Source organism: Candidatus Sulfotelmatobacter sp., from assembly GCA_036500765.1.
Taxonomy (GTDB): domain Bacteria; phylum Acidobacteriota; class Terriglobia; order Terriglobales; family Acidobacteriaceae; genus Sulfotelmatobacter.
This window is the reverse complement of record DASYBM010000004.1, coordinates 889,988-909,566: the sequence shown is the minus strand read 5'-3', so window position 1 is coordinate 909,566 and position 19,579 is coordinate 889,988. Positions and strand designations below refer to the sequence as shown.

The 19,579-nt window shown below is 57.2% G+C and carries 14 protein-coding genes; 2 read left to right on the top strand and 12 right to left on the bottom strand.

Going from position 1 to position 19,579, the window contains the following annotated elements; translation table 11 throughout:
* Positions 1-74: 74 nt before the first annotated feature.
* From VGM18_06880 to hemH, 4 genes are all read right to left on the bottom strand, one after another.
* Positions 75-1,004: a hypothetical protein gene (locus VGM18_06880; GenBank protein ID HEY3972709.1), complete on the bottom strand. Its 930-nt coding sequence runs from the start codon at positions 1,002-1,004 to the stop codon at positions 75-77.
* Between the two features lie 228 nt (positions 1,005-1,232).
* Positions 1,233-2,204: a cytochrome b N-terminal domain-containing protein gene (locus tag VGM18_06875; protein ID HEY3972708.1), complete on the bottom strand. Its 972-nt coding sequence runs from the start codon at positions 2,202-2,204 to the stop codon at positions 1,233-1,235.
* Positions 2,205-2,319: 115 nt separating this feature from the next.
* Positions 2,320-3,006, bottom strand: a complete 687-nt coding sequence (locus VGM18_06870; GenBank protein HEY3972707.1) for a Rieske 2Fe-2S domain-containing protein — start codon at positions 3,004-3,006, stop codon at positions 2,320-2,322.
* 61 nt (positions 3,007-3,067) lie between these two features.
* Complete coding sequence (hemH, locus tag VGM18_06865) at positions 3,068-4,135, bottom strand: ferrochelatase (protein HEY3972706.1); 1,068 nt, start codon at positions 4,133-4,135, stop codon at positions 3,068-3,070.
* A 147-nt stretch (positions 4,136-4,282) separates the two neighbouring features.
* Between hemH and VGM18_06860 the strand changes: the two genes are divergently transcribed.
* Positions 4,283-5,182, top strand: coding sequence for a DNA-formamidopyrimidine glycosylase family protein (locus tag VGM18_06860; GenBank protein HEY3972705.1), 900 nt, complete (start codon positions 4,283-4,285; stop codon positions 5,180-5,182).
* A gap of 103 nt (positions 5,183-5,285) precedes the next feature.
* Here the strand turns inward: VGM18_06860 and VGM18_06855 are convergent, their stop codons facing one another.
* Positions 5,286-6,299: an isocitrate dehydrogenase (NAD(+)) gene (locus tag VGM18_06855; GenBank protein HEY3972704.1), complete on the bottom strand. Its 1,014-nt coding sequence runs from the start codon at positions 6,297-6,299 to the stop codon at positions 5,286-5,288.
* Between the two features lie 88 nt (positions 6,300-6,387).
* Positions 6,388-6,849: a transcriptional regulator NrdR gene (nrdR, locus tag VGM18_06850; GenBank protein HEY3972703.1), complete on the bottom strand. Its 462-nt coding sequence runs from the start codon at positions 6,847-6,849 to the stop codon at positions 6,388-6,390.
* A 622-nt stretch (positions 6,850-7,471) separates the two neighbouring features.
* On the opposite strand from nrdR, the gene VGM18_06845 reads away from it, so the two are divergent.
* Entirely contained in the window at positions 7,472-9,682 is a 2,211-nt protein-coding gene (locus VGM18_06845; protein ID HEY3972702.1) for a TonB-dependent receptor, read from the top strand.
* A 52-nt stretch (positions 9,683-9,734) separates the two neighbouring features.
* On the opposite strand, the gene metH is transcribed toward VGM18_06845, so the two are convergent.
* From metH to VGM18_06815, 6 genes are all read right to left on the bottom strand, one after another.
* A complete protein-coding gene (metH, locus tag VGM18_06840; protein HEY3972701.1) occupies positions 9,735-13,322 on the bottom strand; it encodes a methionine synthase in 3,588 nt (1,195 codons plus the stop codon).
* 163 nt (positions 13,323-13,485) lie between these two features.
* Positions 13,486-14,016 carry an NADH-quinone oxidoreductase subunit NuoI gene (gene nuoI, locus VGM18_06835; GenBank protein HEY3972700.1) on the bottom strand — a complete coding sequence of 177 codons (531 nt, stop codon included), beginning with the start codon at positions 14,014-14,016 and terminating at the stop codon, positions 13,486-13,488.
* A 391-nt stretch (positions 14,017-14,407) separates the two neighbouring features.
* Positions 14,408-15,970: a UbiD family decarboxylase gene (locus VGM18_06830; GenBank protein HEY3972699.1), complete on the bottom strand. Its 1,563-nt coding sequence runs from the start codon at positions 15,968-15,970 to the stop codon at positions 14,408-14,410.
* Positions 15,971-16,115: 145 nt separating this feature from the next.
* Positions 16,116-16,910 (bottom strand): alpha/beta hydrolase fold domain-containing protein, encoded by a 795-nt coding sequence (locus VGM18_06825; protein ID HEY3972698.1) that lies wholly within the window; start codon positions 16,908-16,910, stop codon positions 16,116-16,118.
* An 86-nt stretch (positions 16,911-16,996) separates the two neighbouring features.
* Entirely contained in the window at positions 16,997-18,238 is a 1,242-nt protein-coding gene (locus VGM18_06820) for an ABC transporter permease (GenBank protein ID HEY3972697.1), read from the bottom strand.
* A 2-nt stretch (positions 18,239-18,240) separates the two neighbouring features.
* Positions 18,241-19,491 carry an ABC transporter permease gene (locus VGM18_06815; GenBank protein HEY3972696.1) on the bottom strand — a complete coding sequence of 417 codons (1,251 nt, stop codon included), beginning with the start codon at positions 19,489-19,491 and terminating at the stop codon, positions 18,241-18,243.
* Positions 19,492-19,579 lie beyond the last annotated feature (88 nt).

Sequence of the window (19,579 nt, the reverse complement as noted above, 5' to 3'; positions counted from 1 at the left end):
GTCGTTGGTCGTTTGTGATCGATATACGCTGTAAGCGGTCGTGCTCGGCCAACGACTAACGACCGACGACGGTTTCACACGTTGAACCAGGGCGTAATCCACACATACTTGATGTGCCACAACAGGCGCAGCGCCATCTTCAAAGGAAGCGCGACCATGGTCAGCCACAAGAACGTCATCAGCGAAAATTGCAACAGGCTCATGCGCTGGAAATCTTTCGGCATTTTGCGCCTAAACAGCGAATACACCGCGCCGCCGCCGATCAGATAAAATCCTCCGACGACAATCGCGCCGAAAATCGCTTTGCCCAGGTTCGAGGTGATCGCAAACAGATCGGGCAGATCGCGGTTCACCTCGTAAATCAGCCGGTTGTGATCCCAAGTCTGCCCCGGCCAGAACCACTGCCAGCCAGGGCCGCGGATGAACGTCCCAATAATGATCATCGCGACCCACAGAATCACAAACCCAAACATAAAAGTCGAAATCGAAAACTTGCGCTGCTTCCACGTGTAATATCCGCTGCCCAGCGGATTCGTATCGATATAAGGGATCACCATAAGGCCAACGATGATCATGGTGGGCATGACCACGCCGGCGATCCAAGGATCGAAATAAACAAGCATCTCCTGAAGGCCGAGGAAATACCACGGAGCCTTCGCAGGATTCATCGTCAGGTTGGGATTGGCTGGTTCTTCGAGCGGGGCATTCAGCGTAATTGACCAGACCATGAGAATGATCGTGATGATAATCGCTGCGAGGAATTCGATGCGCAGCAAGAATGGCCAGACGTGCACTTCCTTGGCCCAGCCGGGTTTGAAGGGCCAGGTCTTGCGGTGGTGCGTCTTGGCGAGGGCAGGATCGGCCTCGAGCTGAGCGATCAACTGATCGTTGGCCTTCGCCTGTTTCACCGCCAGGTAAATGTAAAAGGCCAGCAGCGGAATCAAGCCCACGATCGGCACGTTGTCCGGCGCCGAACAGATCTCCCAAAGTTGTCGCCAGTCCATAAATTATTCTCGAATCAGTACCGTAACGACCATTGATTCTTACTTGTCATTCGATTCTTAACTTGTCATTCCGAACTGTGGCGAAGCGGCGGTGAGGAACCTGCTTTTTGTCACCACAAGCAAAACAGCAGGTTCCTCACAGGCCGTTCCGGCCTGTTCGGAATGACATCACATTGGCAAGACTTCATCACCCCTGTTCGGAATGAGATCCTATTGAGCAAGATCTCATCACTCTCCCGCCGCCTTCGGGCCCCTGCGCGGCTTGTCCGCCTCGGCCTCCAGCATCACAGGCGCCGGGCCTGAAATTCCGCCGTCTTTTCTTACGCGCCAGAAGTGCACAATCATCAGCACCGACGCCACAATCGGAATCCCAATGCAGTGCCAGATATAAGACCGCAACAACGCATTCGCATCGACGATCGATCCGCCGAGCAATCCAAAGCGAACGTCATTGTATGGAGTCATGCCGAGCATCGACCCAAACGGTCCCTCATGCCCCAACAGCGGCGTGGCCCGCGCCATGTTCGTGCCGACCGTGACCGCCCAGAACCCGAGTTGATCGTCCGGCAGCAAATATCCCGTGAACGAAAGCAGCAGAGTGAACACCAGCAGCAGCACGCCGATATTCCAGTTGAACTCTCGGGGTTTTTTATACGATCCGGTCAGAAATACGCGGAACATGTGCAGCCATACGCCGATCACCATCAGGTGAGCCGCCCAGCGATGCATGTTGCGCAATATCTTCCCGAAGGGAACGTCGTGTTCGAGATAAAGCACGTCGCGGAATGCCTGCACCTTGCTGGGGTGGTAATAAAACATGAGCAGCACGCCGGTGTAGGTGAGAATGATGAAGAGGTAGAAGGTGATCCCACCCATGCCCCAGGTGTAGCTGTAGCGCACGGCATCGCGATTGATCTTCGCCGGATGCAAATGGAGGAACACGTTGGAAAGCACGCCCAGCGCCCGATTGCGCGGCGTGTCGTCGTGCTTGTGGCGGAAGATCGAGGTGTAGACCTGAGTCTTGGTCGGATCTTTCAACCCCTCAATCTGTTCCTTGGCCTTGGCAGGCATGTCGGTCTTGAGGGCTTGGATATCCTCTTTAACCCCGGTGGTTACTTTCTCGAGCAACCCTGCCTTGGCACCGTTCTTGGCGTTACCACCCTTGCCGTTTCCGCCAGTCGGATTATTCTCTTCGGCCATAATTCCATTTGTCCTTTGTCATTCCGATCCTCATGTCATTCCGAGCGAGCCGGAGCGACGACTCGAGGAACCTGCTTTTGCTTTCCTTCTTTTTTCTCAACTTTCAAAACGACTTCTACACTCCCGTCAAGAACGCTCCGGGATCGTTGAAGTGCGTGGGCTGTCCCTTTGGCCACTGATAGAGCCGCGAAGTGTCGACTATGATCTGTCCATCGGGCGCAAGTTCGACCTTCGCTCGGTCCATGGGCCGCGGCGCAGGGCCTTCAAAGTTGATCCCTTCGCTGTCGTAACCGCTGCCGTGGCAGGGACACTTGAATTTATTTTCGCTGGGCTTCCAATCGGGCGTGCAGCCCAGATGCGTGCAGCGCGCATAAATCACGAACAGCCGATCGGGCGTGCGATCTACCCAAATGCGGTATTTCTGCTGAAACTTAGTATCGACACCGAGCGCGAATTCCGACGGGTAGCCGATCTTGAAAACCGAGTTCGGTTCGAAGAGAGTGCGCGGCAGGAAGAACCGGAAAAACGCCAGGAACCATGCCATCAGGAACCCGGTAACCATGGTCCAGACGAAACGACGGCGGTGACGGTCGATGTCGGTCGATGGAGCCGTTCCAGCCACGCCCGCTGCCGCTGCCGCTTTCGAGGTTCCTACCGCCGGCGTGCCAACATACTTTGTGGCGTCCTGCGGCGGCGTCGTCGCGGACGGCGCGGTTGCGGATTTCGGCGCTGCGGGTTTCGTTGCTTCGGGCTTCGCGGCCTCGGGATTCGGATTGACCTGCGGGGTCTCCGGCTCCGCCATGAACTCTCCTCCTGTTACGCGATCGTGATACTTCGATCCGGATGCTTGACGATCTGCATATCTAATCCAAACCGGACGCAGCCACGTATTCCGGCGCGGCAAATTTTCCACCTGTTACGTTCATTGGGATCATGTTCAGAGAAACCAGAGGATGAACCGACTGGCCCAGGCATTCGAGCACGATCCGCCCCAGGGCTTGTACGAATTTTGGTGAATCGTTCAGTCCGGCGCTCATTTCAAACTGTACAAATCCGAGTTCTTTCGCTTCTTCGCGGGCCTCGTGATCGATCTCTCCCAGCGTTTCGACATGATCGGAGACAAAAGCCACTGGGACCACACATATCTCGCGCACCCGCTCCGCCGCCAACTGCCGAAGAGTATGGCGCAGTGAAGGCTGAAGCCAGCGACTGGCTCCCACTTTACTCTGGTAACAGAGTCGGTAGGGATTGCTCCAGCCGCCGCGCTCAGCCAGAAGCTGCACTGTTTCCTCGATCTGCCGCTTGTATGGGTCGCCTTTTTCAACTATCGACATTGGAATGCTGTGTGCGCTGAACACAATTTCCGGCCGCTCCGGATTGGGGAAGCGCGCCAGCGCTTCGTTTACCTTCTCGATAACGGCATCCAGATACATCGTATTACGATAGAAAGTGTCAACGCAATGGATCGGCAGGTCATCCGTGAAGAGCCGTCGCCATTCATTCAAACTCGAGCCCGTCGTAGTCGAGGAATGCTGCGGGTACAAGGGCAGCAGCACGACTTCATCGCAATCAGCGGCTCGCAGTTGCTGGATCGCCTCACGGGTGAACGGGTGCCAGTACCGCATCGCCACAAAGCAGTGCGCGTCGACGCCCCGGCCGCGCAGTTCGATTTCAAGTGCCCGGGCCTGCCGTTCCGTGTTCCGTCGTATGGGAGAGCCTCCGCCAATGGCGGCGTAATGATGCTGTACCTTGCGTGCCCGCGTCGTCGAAATCAGTTTAGCGAGAGGTTTGCGGCCGATGCGGGCAAAAGGAAAGTCAATAATATCGGGGTCGCAGAAGAGGTTATACAAAAACGGTTCGATCGCTTCCAGAGTGTCGGGTCCACCCAGCTGAAAGAGGACTATCCCTACACGCCGTGTTGTGCGCGTCATTTCCCCAGTATCCCCAGAACGCGCCACTGTACTCCGAACCGAGCGCGCGAGTCAAATGCGGAATGTATACAAATCGATTTTTTCCCTCGGCGCGCGAGCACCGATTGCAAATTGCCTGCGTCACCGTGCAAGCTGTATCTATAATTTATGCCCGAGTTGCCGGATATTGCCGCGTATATCACCGCGCTCGAACCGCGCATCGTCGGCCAGCCGCTAAAGCGAATCCGCGTGTCCAGCCCATTTCTTCTCCGCACAGCGCAGCCGCCGCTGGCGAGCGCAGAGGGGCGCACGGTGAAAGAACTGCGCCGCGTTGGCAAGCGCATTGCGATTGGCATGGGCGACGATCTCTGGCTGGTGCTGCACCTGATGATTGCGGGCCGGCTCCATTGGCGGCCTGCTGAGGCGAAGCTGAATGGACGGCAGAATCTCGCGGCGTTCGATTTCCCTGAGGGAAGTCTGGTTCTGACCGAAGCCGGCAGCAAGAAACGCGCATCGCTTCACGTCGTAAGCGGAGGAGAGGGCCTGCGAACATTCGACGCTGGAGGGATCGATGTTTTTGCTTCCGATTTAGATACTTTTCGGGCAGTGCTGACTGCGGAGAATCACACATTGAAGCGAGCACTCACCGATCCGCGACTGTTGAGCGGCATCGGCAATGCTTATTCCGACGAGATCCTGCACGCGGCGCAGCTATCGCCGATTACGGTCACCAACAAGCTTCGCGCCTATGAGTGGCAGAGGTTGTTCGCAGCGACGCGGGAAACGCTTCAGCTTTGGATCACTCGCCTCCGCTCCGAGGCGGAGGCGGCGTTTCCAGAAAAGGTGACAGCCTTTCGCAAAGACATGGCGGTGCACGGACGTTATGGTCTGCCGTGCCCAAGGTGCGGCGACAAGATTCTGCGAATCCGTTATGCCGATAAAGAAACCAACTATTGCGCGCGCTGCCAGACCGGGGGGAAGGTTCTTGCGGATCGGAGTCTGTCCCGATTGTTGGGATCGGACTGGCCGCGGACGCTGGAAGAACTGGAGGCGCTGAAGCGCCGGTGAACACGTGGCCCGGACGCATTCGTCCGGGGGAGTCTGGCCAAAGCAACGTAAAATCCAGGGTTTTTGCGACGGCCCGCGGACGAATGCGTCTGGGGCTCCGCAATTACGAACTGGGGGTTTGCATCTCTGCAATCACCGCATCGGCGAACTGCGATGTGCCCGACTTGCCGCCGATGTCCTGGGTCAGCTTTTCCGTGTGCCGATAGACGCGCTCCAGCGCGTTGCGAATTTGCGTCGATGCCGCGTGTTCGCCGAGATGACGCAGCATCAACAGCGCCGAACGCAGCAGCGCCGTGGGATTGGCCAGATTTCTACCCGCGATGTCCGGAGCCGATCCGTGCACCGCTTCAAAGATCGCGCACTCATCCCCGAGGTTCGCGCTGGGCACAAATCCCAATCCGCCTACAAATGCGGCGCATAAGTCGGAGATGATGTCGCCGTAAAGATTTTCCATGACCAGCATGTCATACTGGTAAGGGTTCATCACCAGTTGCATGCAGGTGTTGTCCACAATGTGCTCGGCATAGGTAAGCTCGGGAAAATCTTTGGCGACGATGCGACAGCAGCGGAGGAACAGGCCGTCCGACAACTTCATGATATTCGCTTTGTGGATGGCGTGAATCTTCTTGCGCTGATTTTTCCGCGCATACTCGAAGGCGAACTTGGCGATGCGCGTCGAGGCCTTCTCGGTGATGATCTTCAGGCTTTCAACCACCCCGGGCACCACCTCGTGCTCCAGCCCGGAATAAAGACTTTCGGTGTTTTCGCGCACGATGATCAGATCGACGTCGGGATAACGCGTGGGAATGTGCGGCAGGTTGCGGATCGGCCGGAAATTGGCGTATAGCTCGAACTTCTTTCGCAGCGCTACGTTGATGCTGGGAAAGCCGCCACCGACAGGCGTCGTCACCGGACCCTTCAACCCGACGCGGGTGCGCTCGATGGACTCAATCAGATCCTTCGGAATGTATTCGCCAGATTTTTCGAAAGCTTCTGCGCCTACGGCGAAGGTTTCCCAATCGAACTTCACCCCGGTCGCTTCCAGAATGCGCACGGTAGCCTGCGTGACTTCCGGGCCGATGCCGTCGCCGGGGATTAGGGTTACTTTATGAGACATTTCTTCATTGGTCCTTAGAGAATGGTGGTAACCGATCGGTGGATAGTGGTTAGCAACTCCGCGCAGATCACTAGCCATTGACCACTGATTACGCTCCTTTGACTTTCACCAGATCCTTCAACTCATTCATGAATTCTTTAACGTCTTTGAAATCGAGGTACACGGACGCGAAGCGCACATACGCGACTTTGTCGTAGCGGCGCAAGCGGTTCATGATGAGTTCGCCCAGTTCGCTGGTCTTGCGCTCGCGCTCAGCGGATTCCATGACGAAGGATTCCGATTCGTTCACAATTTGTTCGAGTTTGCTGATGGGAACCGGACGCTTTTCGCAGGCCCGCAGCAGGCCGTTGAGAACTTTCTGACGGTCAAATTTCTCCCGCCGGCCGTCCTTTTTCACGACCATGTAGGGAATTTCGTCGATACGCTCGTAGGTCGTGAAGCGCTTGCCGCACTTCAGGCACTCGCGACGGCGGCGGATGGATTCCGCTTCCTTGCTTTCGCGCGAGTCGACGACTTTGTCATTGGCAAATCCGCAAAAAGGACATTTCATGGCGCATTGTGGGCTCAGCCGGCAATCGCCAGGATCAACCGGCCAACCGATCAACAAAATTGTAACAGTTGAAAGTGCACGGAGAAGGTAAAGAGCTCTAGCATCCAGTATTGAAACAAGCACCTCCGAGCTGAGATGGCCGAGAAGAGCGAAATAAAACGGCGCCCGCACCCCCTGCGGTGCGAGCGCCAGTTTTTCCCCATTCCCTCCCGATGACGGAGGGCCTGAAGTCTGCGATCCTTGTTTACGCAAGGTGGTTTACACAACGCGCGTTGGCCGCGGCCAGATTCGACAACCCACGTCAGGATCTGATTAGACGATGCTTCATCTCCTGCCTGCTTTTGTCACAAAACTGTCTGCATTTTGTAAAACATTTGAGAGCAAACGACAGTCTCCGAGGATGCCCTCGGTAACCCCACTCGCCATCTGCTCGGCTGGTATCATAAGAATTCCCCCGACCAAACTTGTGCACCGGTTGCTCCACCTCGGATTCCTGCTACTTGCCCTGCCCCTGTCCGCGCAGAGCAACACCGGAGAGCTGCGTCTGAAGGTCCTCGATCCTCAGGGGCTCGGGGTCAAGACGGCGGTCCAACTAGTTAGTGAAGCTAACGAATATCGAAGTATGCTGGTAACCGACGACGCGGGTACGCTGATTGCGAAGCGTTTGCCCTTTGGCTTGTATCGAGTGCGGATCCAGCAGCCGGGGTTCGCGGACGTTGTCACCTCGGTAGAAGTTCGCTCTGCGATTCCTATCGAATATTCCGTCAAGCTCAACGTCGCGCCGCTCTCAACCTCCGTCACTGTGCAGGATGCCGCCGCTCTTATCGATTCCGACCGCGCGGGCGCGGCCAATGAAATCGGGGGCCAGGCGATTGAGACGCGCACGACGTCGCTGCCGGGCCGATCGCTCCAGGACTTGGTCAACTCGCAGCCGGGGTGGCTTTATGAAGGCAATGCCGTGCTGCACCCCCGCGGCTCGGAATATCAAACTCAATTCGTCGTCGATGGAATCCCGCTCACCGACAATCGCTCACCCAGCTTCGGCCCGGAAATCGAGGCCGACGATGTCGACTCGCTCACTATTTACACGGCCGGTATTCCTGCTGAATATGGGCGCAAGATGGGAGGGGTGGTAGAAGTCAACACTCTGCGTGACGCGCAGCCAGGTTTTCACGGCCAAGCTGTGCTTTCCGGAGGCAGCCTTGACACGGCTGGAGCCTTCCTCCGGGTGCAAGACACCTGGAATAAAAACACGTTCGGGGCCAGCGCTTCAGGCAGCACGACTGCCCACTATCTCAACCCTGTCGTTCCCGAGAATTTCACCAATCGCGGCACCAGCGGAGATTTTTCCCTGAGTTTCGAGCGCGATTTCACACCCAAAGACCGCCTGACCCTTAGCCTTCGCCACGAACTTTCGCGCTATGAAATTCCCAACGAGGAAATTCAGCAAGACCCACAGCTTCGGACGCCCGCGCCACCGGCGGGAACCCCCTCTCAACTCCAGACCGGCGACAATTTCGAGACCATCGGCATGGCCTCCTATCAACATATCTTTTCGCCCAATACTCTGGCCGACATCCGTGGCATGGTTCGCGACAACTCTAACGACCTTAATTCCAACGCTTCTTCCTGGCCCCTCATCGCAGTACAGCACAACGAATTCAGGGAGGGATATGTCAATGCCGACATGTCCGTGCATCATGGCCATCAGGAATGGAAAGCGGGGATCGAGTCGGACAACGTATTTCTTCATGAAAATTTCAGCTACATGATTACCGCGAATCCCAACGATCCCTTTTATCCCTTCCACGACGGCACGCCTACGACTTTCGCATTCGCCGGCAGCCGTCCCAATCTTGAGCAGTCCGCTTACGTTCAAGATCTCATTCATTTCAAAAACTGGACCGTGGACGCCGGACTTCGGTGGGATCGCTACCAACTGCTGGTCAACCAAAATGCCGTCAGCCCGCGGTTTGCCGTCTCGCGCTACTTTCCCGACGCAGGCTTGATCGTTCACGCTTCCTATGACAGAGTCTTTCAAACGCCCTCGTTTGAGAATATCCTGCTGTCGAGTTCCGCTCAGGTGACGTCTCTGAATCCCAGCGTGTTGCGTTTGCCGGTCGAACCATCGCACGGCAACTATTTCGAATTGGGTGGGAGCAAGAGCTTCTTGAGACAAATGCGTTTCGACGGGAATTATTTTCGTCGCTACGTCAACAATTATGCCGATGACGATCAGATTCTCAGCACCGCCATCAGCTTTCCTATCGCTTTTCGCAAGGCGATTCTCTACGGCGCCGAAGGCAAGATCGAAGTGCCCCATTGGGGGCGCTTTTCCGGTTTTCTCAGCTATTCCTACATTGTGGGAAATGCCTGGTTCCCGGTTACTGGCGGCCTGTTCCTCGGGGACGATGCGACCAATGCTACGACCCAGCTGACCGGGCATTTTCCCGATTCGCAGGATCAGCGCAACACGGCCCGAATCCGGGTCCGCTATCAGCTCACCCAGCGCGTATGGGTGGCCAGCGGCGCCGAATATGGTAGCGGTCTGCCCTTTGATTTCGGCGGCACTTACGCGCAGGCATTAGCGGAATACGGTCAGGCCGTGGTCGACCGGATCAACATCAACAGCGGCCGCATCAAGCCCACGTTCTCGTTCGACATGTCGACCGGAGCCGATCTTTACAAGTCGGACAAGCTCACTCTTCGCCTGCAAGCCGACGGCGAAAATCTCAACAACCGCCTGAACGTTATCGACTTCGGGGGACTCTTCTCGGGCAATGCTATCGGCCCGCCACGAAGCTATTTCGTCCGGCTCGCGGCGACTTTCTAACTCGGGAGTTTCCTCCGTGTTCCGCTGTGCCCTTTGTGGTTGAGCTTTTTGCCTAAACTACAAAATATTTCGCCGCCGGATGATGCACCACAATCGCCGACGTTGATTGCTCCGGCTCGAGCAAAAACCCAGAGGTGAGCCGCACGCCAACGTTTTCTTCCGGCTTCAACAAAGCAAACAGCTTGGTCTGATCTTCCAGATTCGGGCACGCCGGATAACCAAACGAATAGCGCGAGCCGCGATATTTCTGATGAAACAAATCGCGAATCTCGGCCGAGTCTTCGCCGGCGATTCCCAATTCCTCGCGCATCTTTTTGTGATGAAACTCCGCCAGCGCCTCGGCGGTCTCGACGCTCAGCCCATGCAGGTAGAGATATTTCGTATACTCTCCGCCCTCGAATAATCGCTGCGTCTCGATGGAAGCCTTATGTCCGATCGTGACCAGAGAGAGCCCGATGACATCCATCTTTCCCGATGCCTTTGGTGCGAAGAAATCCGACAAACACAACCGCCGCCCCTCTCGCTGCCGCGGAAAGGTGAAACGCAGAAGTTCCCGTTGTCCTTCTCCTGAACTTGTCATCCCGAGCGGAGCGGGATCATCCGCTTTCGAATCATCCTGCGGAGTCGAGAGCCTGCCCTGAGCTTGTCGAAGGGAACCTGCTGTTCCTATCGAGCTATTCGGCGCTTGATACACCACCACATCGTTTCCATCCCCTTGAGCCGGGAAGTATCCATACACTACTTTGGGTTCGAACAAACCCGACTCCGCGACCTCGTCTTCCAACTTGCACAGAATTGGCCGAAATTTCTCATCCACTAGGCGCACGTAATCCGATTGCGAAGCGGTTTTCAACTGCCATTGATTCTTGAAGAGCGCCGTTTCGTTGATGTAACGAAATATCTCGCGCAAGTCGTAGTCCTTGCGCACTCGCACGCCCCAGAACGGGGGCGCTGGAATATTCGGAGCGTCGCCGACCACCGCGCTTCGCTCGGCAAACACGGGGCCGGTTTCTTCATCGACCGCCGCGGCCTTGGCGTATTCCTTTACGGTGCGGCCTTCCGTGAGCCGACTCTGTTTCGCGCCATTTTCCGTGGCGAGGTCTTCCATGATGTGCAGGCCGGCGAACGCGTCATCGGCGTAAAAGACAGCGTTCGCGTATTCGCGGCGCAAATCGTCTTCGACATACTTGCGCGTGAGGGCCGCGCCGCCGCAGATCACGGGGAACTCCAGCTTCTGCCGCTCCAGATCCTGGATCACGTATTTCATTTCCAGCGTCGACTTTACTAGCAGCCCGCTCAGTCCGATCGCATCGGCCCGATGTTCCTGCGCCGCGCGGATGATCGTGTCCCCAGGCTGCTTGATGCCAAGGTTGACCACCTTGAATCCGTTGTTCGACAAAATAATGTCGACGAGATTCTTTCCGATGTCATGCACGTCGCCCTTCACGGTGGCCAGCACGATCGTGCCCTTCTGCGATCCCGCTTTCTTCTCCATCTTCGGTTCGAGATAGGCCACGGCGGCCTTCATGACGCCCGCCGAATCGAGCACGGACGGCAATTGCATCTTCCTCGCGCCAAACAGGTCACCGACTGTCTTCATGCCATCGAGCAGAACAGTGTTGATCAATTCGAGCGGCGAATAAGTCGCAAGCGCATCTTCCAATAACTGGTCGAGAGATTTCTTATGTGCGCCCTCGCCAATCGATTTCTCGCCATTGATGATCGCAAACTTCAGCTTGTCCTCGACCGACAGCGTGTCTACATGGGCGGTGGTCGGCGCGACCGATTTGCCCTTCATGCCCGCGAAGTGGGCCATGTACTTCTGCAGCGGATCGCCGTCGGAGTCGGCGTCGCGGTGGATGAGCTTGCGCGCCAGTTCCACTTCTTCCTGCGGAATCTTGTACAGCGGATAAATTTTCGTGTAGTTCACGATGGCCATGTCAAGCCCGTGATCGACCGCCTCGTGCATAAACACGGAATTCAGCACCCGCCGCGGATACGCGTCGAGCCCGAACGAAATATTGCTGACGCCGAGAATTGTCTTCACCAGCGGCAATTCTTTCTTGATGCGCTCGACAGCCTTGATCGTCTCCATGCCCGCTGTGCGATATTCTTCCTGGCCCGTTGAAATGGGCAGCGTCAGCGCGTCGAAAATCAGATCGGTGCCGTCGAGACCATACTTTTTAGTCGCGAGATCATAGATGCGATGCGCGATGGCGACTTTCTTGTCGGCAGTCAGTGCCATGCCGTCTTCGTCGATGGTCAGTGCAATCACCGCCGCGCCGTAGCGCTTGGCCATCGGCAAGACTTTCGACGTACGCTTCTCGCCATCTTCCAGATTGATCGAGTTGATAATGGCGCGTCCCGGGATGCGCTTCAGCGCTTCTTCGACCACGTCCGCTTCCGTCGAGTCGACCAGAATCGGCGCCGGCACACGCGTGGCAATCTTTTCCAGAATCGAAGTGATGTAGCCCTTCTCGTCCTCGCCCACGATCGCGCAGCACAGATCGAGCATGTGCGAGCCTTCGTTCACCAATTTCTTAGCCAACCCTAGAATGTCGTCATATTTTTTGCCTTGTACCAGTTTGCGAAAGTGTTCGACGCGAGTGGTGGTATTCATCTCCTCGGCGACGACGAGGGGTTTGGGTTCGAGGTCGAGAGGAACGGTCGTGTAGGCGCTGGATGCTGCGCCGGCGCGCCTGACTTCGCGCTTCGCAGGCTCCACGCCAGAAACCGCGTCCACCACGGCTTTCAGATGCTCGGGCGTCGTGCCGCAGCATCCGCCGACAATGCGCACGCCGTAATCTTTCACGAAATGCTTGTGATACTCCGCAAGATCCCCGGGCGAAAGTTTGTAGACGGCGTGTCCGCCGACGTTTTGCGGGAGCCCGGCATTCGGCAGAACCGATACTTCTTTCGTCGAATTCAGCGCCAGATAGCGGACCGCATCATTCATCTCCTTTGGTCCGGTCGCACAGTTCAGGCCGATCGCGTCCACGTCGAACGGTTCTAAGGCGGTAAGGGCAGCGCCGATTTCGGTGCCCAGCAGCATCGTGCCGGATTCCTGCAGCGTGACCTGCACCTGTACGGGCAGACGCTTGCCCGATTTCCGCATCGCCTCCAACACGCCGATCGTGGCGATTTTCGCTTGCAGCAAATCCTGCGCCGTCTCTATCAACAGCAGGTCGACCCCGCCTTCGATCAAAGCAGCAGCTTGTTCTTCGTACGACGCCACCATGGCGTCGAAGCCGATGTGTCCCAGCGACGGCAGTTTCGTCGTCGGCCCCATCGATCCGGCAACGAATCGCGGACGGTCTTTCGTCGAGAATTGCTGCGCTACTTCTTTGGCGAGTTGCGCAGCTTTCACATTGATCTCGTGCACCCGGTCGCGCAGTTCGAACTCCCCCAAGACGATTCCGCTTCCGCCGAAGGTATTGGTCTCGACGATGTCGCACCCGACGAGGAAAAAATCGGCGTGAATGTCGCGAATAATGTCGGGACGGCTCAGCACCAGCACTTCGCTGCAATTTTCCTTGCCCCAATAATCGTCCAGGGTAGGGTTGCGCTTCTGGATGTTGGTCCCCATCGCGCCGTCGTAGACGACCACGCGGTCCTTCACGATTTGTAGAAAGTCGGTCATTTCAGAATCGTCGTTAGTCGTTGCTCGTTAGTCATTGGCCGCTCGTCCCGCTGGTTCGTCGATATGATCGAACCAACGACGACCAACGACGAACGACCGCGCTCATACACGAACGCCGGTCTTATAGACCGGCGTGGATTGAATTCGAAGGTCGCTTCGAAGTTTAGCTCCCGTGCACCATCTCTTTCGGAGCCCCGCCGTCCACGTCGGCCTGATTGAATACGATGTTGGCTCCCATGTGCGCTGGCCGGGGGGCCAGCATTTGCTCCTTACGATAGACCAGGTTACTGGCGTTGAAAGTAGCCAGCTCGAATCCATGCCCGTGGGTTATCGCGTCAGTCGGGCACGCTTCCACGCAATAGCCGCAAAAAATGCAGCGGTTGTAATCGATGTTGTAGACCTTGGCGTAGCGTTCGGCGCCGCTCACGCGATTCTCCGCCGTGTTCTCGGCGGCCTCGATGTAAATGCAATTCGACGGACAGGCGGCGGCACACAGGAAGCAGGCGACGCATTTTTCCAGTCCATTTTCATCGCGCTGTAGAACGTGGGCGCCGCGAAAACGCGCCTCGATGCGCGCTCCGCGCAGCGGTCCCTTCCCATCGGGATAATTCTCCACCGTCGTCGGCTGGAACATCTCCATGAAGGTGATGCTCATGCCCTTGGCAATCGCCGCGATGTTCTTCAGAACCGGCATACCAAAATAGTATACCGGAACGCCCCGCAGGCTAACCCTTGCCCCGATCCCAGGCGTCGGATCGCGAAGCGACCGCCGCCGCTGCCAGATCGAGTCTGCTCAAAGCGCAAGTATTGGCGTTATTCTGTCAACGTGAGCGAGCAGAAACCAGAAATCGCGCGCGCGCGCGTCGGCCTTTGTTCGGACTGTCGCTTCATGCGCTTGATCGAGTCCGATCGGGGATCGACGTTCTATCTATGTGAGCGCTCTGCGACAGACGCGAGCTTTCCTAAATATCCGCGATTGCCGGTGCTACAGTGCCGGGGATACGAAACCAAGAAAGATGAGCAGGGGAAACAGGCTTGAGTTCGCTTCGCTCGGGGGACGGGCGAGGTGCCCGCTCCTCCACGAGTCATTCAATCCCTAATTCTTTGGCCAGTGCTTTCCATTTGCTGTCGACCACAGCCTTCGTTTTTGCATCCATGACAATCTCGTCGGGCCAGGGCCGGGTAAAGCCTTCGCTGGCCCACTTGCGGGTTGCGTCGACGCCCATCTTCGAGCCGAAGTTCGGCAAGCGAGAGGCGTGGTCGAGAGAATCGATCGGGCCGAGAGTGAATTGAATATCGCGCTCCGGGTCGATGTGATTTAGCACTTTCAGTGTGACATCCGCAATATCCTGCACATCGACATCTTCGTCGACCACGATGATGCACTTGGTAAACATCGCCTGGCCCAGCGACCAGATAGCGTTCATCACTTTGCGCGCCTGCCCGGGATAAGACTTTTTGATGGAGACGATCATCAGGTTGTGAAATATGCCTTCGACTGGCAGATTGACGTCGACCAACTCTGGAATCGTCAGCTTCATTAGCGGCAAAAAAACTCGCTCGACCGCCTTGCCCATATAGGCATCCTCCTGTGGAGGCTTGCCGACGATCGTGGTTGCGTAAATCGGATCCTTGCGATGCGTCACGCAACTCACGTGAAAAACCGGATAAAGATCTTCGAGCGAGTAGAAGCCGGTGTGGTCGCCGAACGGGCCTTCCGTGCGCAGTTCGTCGAGATAAACGTGGCCCTCGAGAACAATCTCGCTCGACGCCGGCACTTCGAGGTCGACGGTCTCGCACTTCACCAGATCGACCGGCGCTCCGCGCAGAAAGCCGGCGATCAGATATTCCTCAATCTCCGGCGGCGCTGGAACGATCGCAGAAAAAGTCATCGCGGGATCGGTACCAATGGCGACGGCAACTTCCATTTTTCCAGAGGGGCGCTCGCCTTCCACAAGAACACTGCCACCGGAGGTGCGCGCCATGATGTCGACCGCCATTGACTTTCCGTCGACGGCTGCGCGCATGCGCTCGCGGGCATGCTCAGCCCCAACTTTCTGGCGCTGCCAGTGCATCCCCGTGGTGCGCTCGTCGTAGACCTGCATGCGATACATGCCGACGTTGCGCTTGCCCGACCTCGGGTCGCGCGTGGTGACGCACGGCAGAGTGATAAATCGCCCCGCATCCTTCGGCCAGCACTGCAAGATGGGGAAATCGAGCAAAGAAAAATTGTCGCGTTTGATCACTTCCTTGCATGGTCCGGTCGGCACGGTGCGCGGAAAAAACTTCCCGGCTTCGGTCAGCAGCGGAAGCATTTTCAGCTTGTCGAGAAATCCCTGCGGGGATTTCACATCCATAAACATCCGGATGCGCCCCGCGACTTCATCGAACGAATTCACTCCCAGCGCCAGCTTCATGCGCGCGTCAGAGCCAAATTGATTGATCAGCACCTGGGAGCCGGAGTGGCCTTTAACATTCTGGAACAGAAGAGCGGGACCGCCGGAAACGCCCTTTGCATCGCGGCTTTTGGAGACCCGATCGGTGATTTCGGCAATCTCGAGAATGGGGTCAACTTCGGCCTGGATGCGCTTGAGTTGGCCGGCGCGATCCAGCGCCGCGATCCACTGTCGAAGGTCGTCGAAGGGCAAAGGCTTCCTCTTGGAGTTGACCTGGTATGACGGAAGATTATAAGGGATTCGGGATCGAGTTTATCGCGGAGTGTTCAGGTATCAGCCGCCGAAAAGCAGGTTCCTCGCTTTGCTCGGAATGACCAGAATCTCGATAACGGCAGAATTATGTCGCAGCCAGATGCAGCACAGCGTCCTCAACTTGCTTCCAGGCGAGGCTTCGCGGATCGATAAGGTCATAATGTCCTGCTCCGGAAATCTCCAGCAGGCGCGTGTCTTCTTTTTCTTTGCCGGAGCGCTCCTGTTTAATGGCGACGTAACGGCGGCTGAAATCGGGGGGAACTTCTTCATCGGCGGAGCCGTGAATCAGCCACTGCCGCGCCTGCGGAATCGATAACTCCATCGGGTCCGCTTCGCGATAATGGTCAGGCACTTCGCCAGGAGTCCCGCGCAGAAACTCGACCACGGCATCATTGCTCAGGTCGAGTTGGTTAGCGCGTCGCAGGTCAACCACCCCGGCCAGCGAGACGACCCGCGTCACGCTCGGTTCATGCGCAGCCAGGCAAAGCGCAAGCTGGGCCCCGGCGGAGTGTCCCATAATGATGACCGTTTTCGCATCCAGATTCTGGCGCTGCGCATTTTGCAACAGGAATTGATAGGCCGCGCGGATGTCGGCGAATGTGCCGGGCCACGCTCCGCCCGCGTTGCCCACCCGCCGATATTCCACGTTCGCTGTCGCCAATCCCTTCTCGGTGAGCGCGGCGCATAAGTGCCCGGCATGATCGAGATTGTATTTCGCGCGCCAGAAGCCCCCATGGATGTTAATCACCAGCGGGAATGGCGACGTCTTTTTTGGGCTGACCGATGGTAGACGCAAGTCGAGGAATTGGTTCGCGTCTGGACCATAGGCCAGGCGCGCGTCGGCCGGAGGTGGAGACAAGCTCAGTATGTCGTCGGACATTGGCGCTGTGATTCTAACCCGATTCTAGAAGCGGCCCGATCATTTGCGATTCCGTTCGCGGCCGAGGCGGCCGCGACCACATGAGTTTACTCGTAGCGTAGAGCTTCTATTGGATCCAGATTCGCCGCGCGCAGAGCAGGAACCATTCCGCTGATCACGCCCACCACCGCCAGGATCGACGTTGCCACGATCAGAATCATGGGCGAAACAATCAGGCGAATGTCCGCGGCCTCCGCATGTTTTGCCATTGCGCTGTAAAACGTGATGCGGCCGGCTCCAATCGATACCGCATAGGAGAGCAGAATTCCCATCACCCCGCCCGCCGCCGTGATCACCATGGCTTCTGACAGGAACTGGAAAAGAATGTGATGGCGCCGCGCCCCCAGCGCCTTTTCCACACCGATTTCGCGCGTGCGCTGTGTGACCGACACCAGCATGATATTCATGAGGCCCACGCCGCCAATGCCAAGCGTAACCGTCCCGATAAACGCCAGCAGAACTTTCAGAGCTAGCGTGATGATGCCGAATTGCGACAACTGCTTCTGCGCATCGAAGACGAAAACCGCGCGTTGGTCGCCGGGCTTAAAGTTGTGCGCCGCGCCCAGCGTTTCCCGAATGGTCCGTTCCAGTTTGTCGTGGTCGAGCCCTGCCGAGTCCATCCAGATGCCGTCGAGATAATGATTGTCCTTCAGCACATCCATCGAGTTATAGGGAATGTAGACAACGCGATTGTTATCGTTGTCGCCTTCCTGCATGCGCGGCGCGCCCACGCCGATCACTTCAAAGGTCACGCCGTCGATGCGGATCGACTCCCCCACGGCCGGCATGCCCGAGAAAAGCTTCTCGCGCGCTTCCGAGGCGATCACCGCATACAGCCCGTGCTGCATGTTGTCCGCATCGTTCAGAAATCGCCCTTCCGCAATGTCGAGATTCCAAATCGCCTGGATCGAAGGGTCAAGCCCCATCACCGTGAACGTAAATGACCGGTTGTCATTCTGCACCGTGGACTGCTTGTCGGCTTCGCGCACCACATGGCGGCAAAGAGGGACATTGTTGCGCAGGAGTTCGATGTCGTCGTTAGTGAAACGAACCTGCACTCCGGCTTTTCCGCCCCCGGCCTGCTGCGAAGTTCGTCCCGGGAAGACTCCTACTGCCGTCGCTCCGAAGCTCTCAAAGATTGTCTCAATCGCTTTCCCGAAGCCGTTGCCATACGAGAGCAGTAGCACCACCGTCGCTATGCCCCAGGCCATTCCCGCCATGGTGAGCAGAGTGCGACGCAGGTCGTGGCGCATCGCCGAGTATGCTTGAATGAGCAGGTCGCGGTGCATGCCTATTCCTTGCGGAGAGCCTCCACGGGTTCCAGCATGGCCGCGCGCCGAGCCGGATACAGTCCTGCGGCTATGCCCGCCACTCCCAACGAAACCACTGCCAGAGCTGCGGTTGAGGCGACCAGTTTGGGCGGATCAAATCCTCCTCCAAGATCAACTCCCGCGAGCAAAGCCATCAGTCCCGCCGCTCCTGCGATGCCAATGCCACCACTCAGCAGCGTCAGGAAAGCTCCCTCCACAAAAAACTGGAACATAATGCTGGTGTTGGTTGCGCCGACAGCCTTGCGCAATCCAATCTCGCGGGTTCGGTCGGCGACCGCGACCAGCATGATGTTAATGATTCCAATCGCGCCCAGCGCCAGCGTGACCAGTCCCACGCTGCCCAGAAACATATTCATCGCGTCAAAGATTTTGCCGACCGTGTCCACCGTCTTGATGGTGTCCCATTCATCGAAAGAGTCAGGATTATTCGGGTCGAAGCCGTGGTTGCGGGCAATAACTTTGTGAACTTCCTGTTGCGCCGCCTCGTGCACGGCACGCGACTTGGGCTGGTAATTGATCAATGAAATCGTATCCGTCCCGGTTCCCGTGTTCAATGGGCGAAAGTAGTCTTGCATGGTGTGAAAGGGCACAAAACTCTTGAGATTCTGATTCATGTTGTCGCCGTGCCCGATTTTTTGCAGCGTGCCCACCACTTCGAAGCTGACATCGTTCAGCAGAATGCTCGCCCCCACCGCCGGTCGGCCCGCGAACAGTGTGCGCCGGACTTCATCGCCGATGACGATCACAGCGCGATGCTGCACATCATCCATATCATTGAGCCAGCGCCCATCACTGAGCGGAAGATTGCGGATTTTGTTGTAGTTGGCCGGCACACCTGCAATCTGCCCGCTTGCCTGGAAAAATTCGCTCACCGCACGAATATCGTTCCGCGTAATTGCCGGAGCGGCTGCCCCGACGCTGGGGCATTCCCGCAGGATGTCTTCGTAATCCCGATAAGTCAGATAATACTGCCGCAACGCAGTGAAACTGCCCTGTACGGCCGGCGCGCGTCCCGACCAGATGAACATCACGTTCTCGCCGATGGAGTCGAACTGTTTGCGATTCCCCGAGCGAAACCCCTCGCCGAGCCCAACCAGCAACAGCAGGGATCCAACGCCCCACGCAATGCCGAACATAGTCAGAAACGAGCGCAGCTTATGCGCCCACAGTGCCCGGAAGGTCTGCCCGATAATGTCGAAGATGTGGCGCACGCCCTAACCATTATACGGTGCGAAAGATCGCCAGTTCTCCATCAGGGGTGGCCGATCGTGTGGCTTTCTTAGTCCAAGCTCCGGGGTC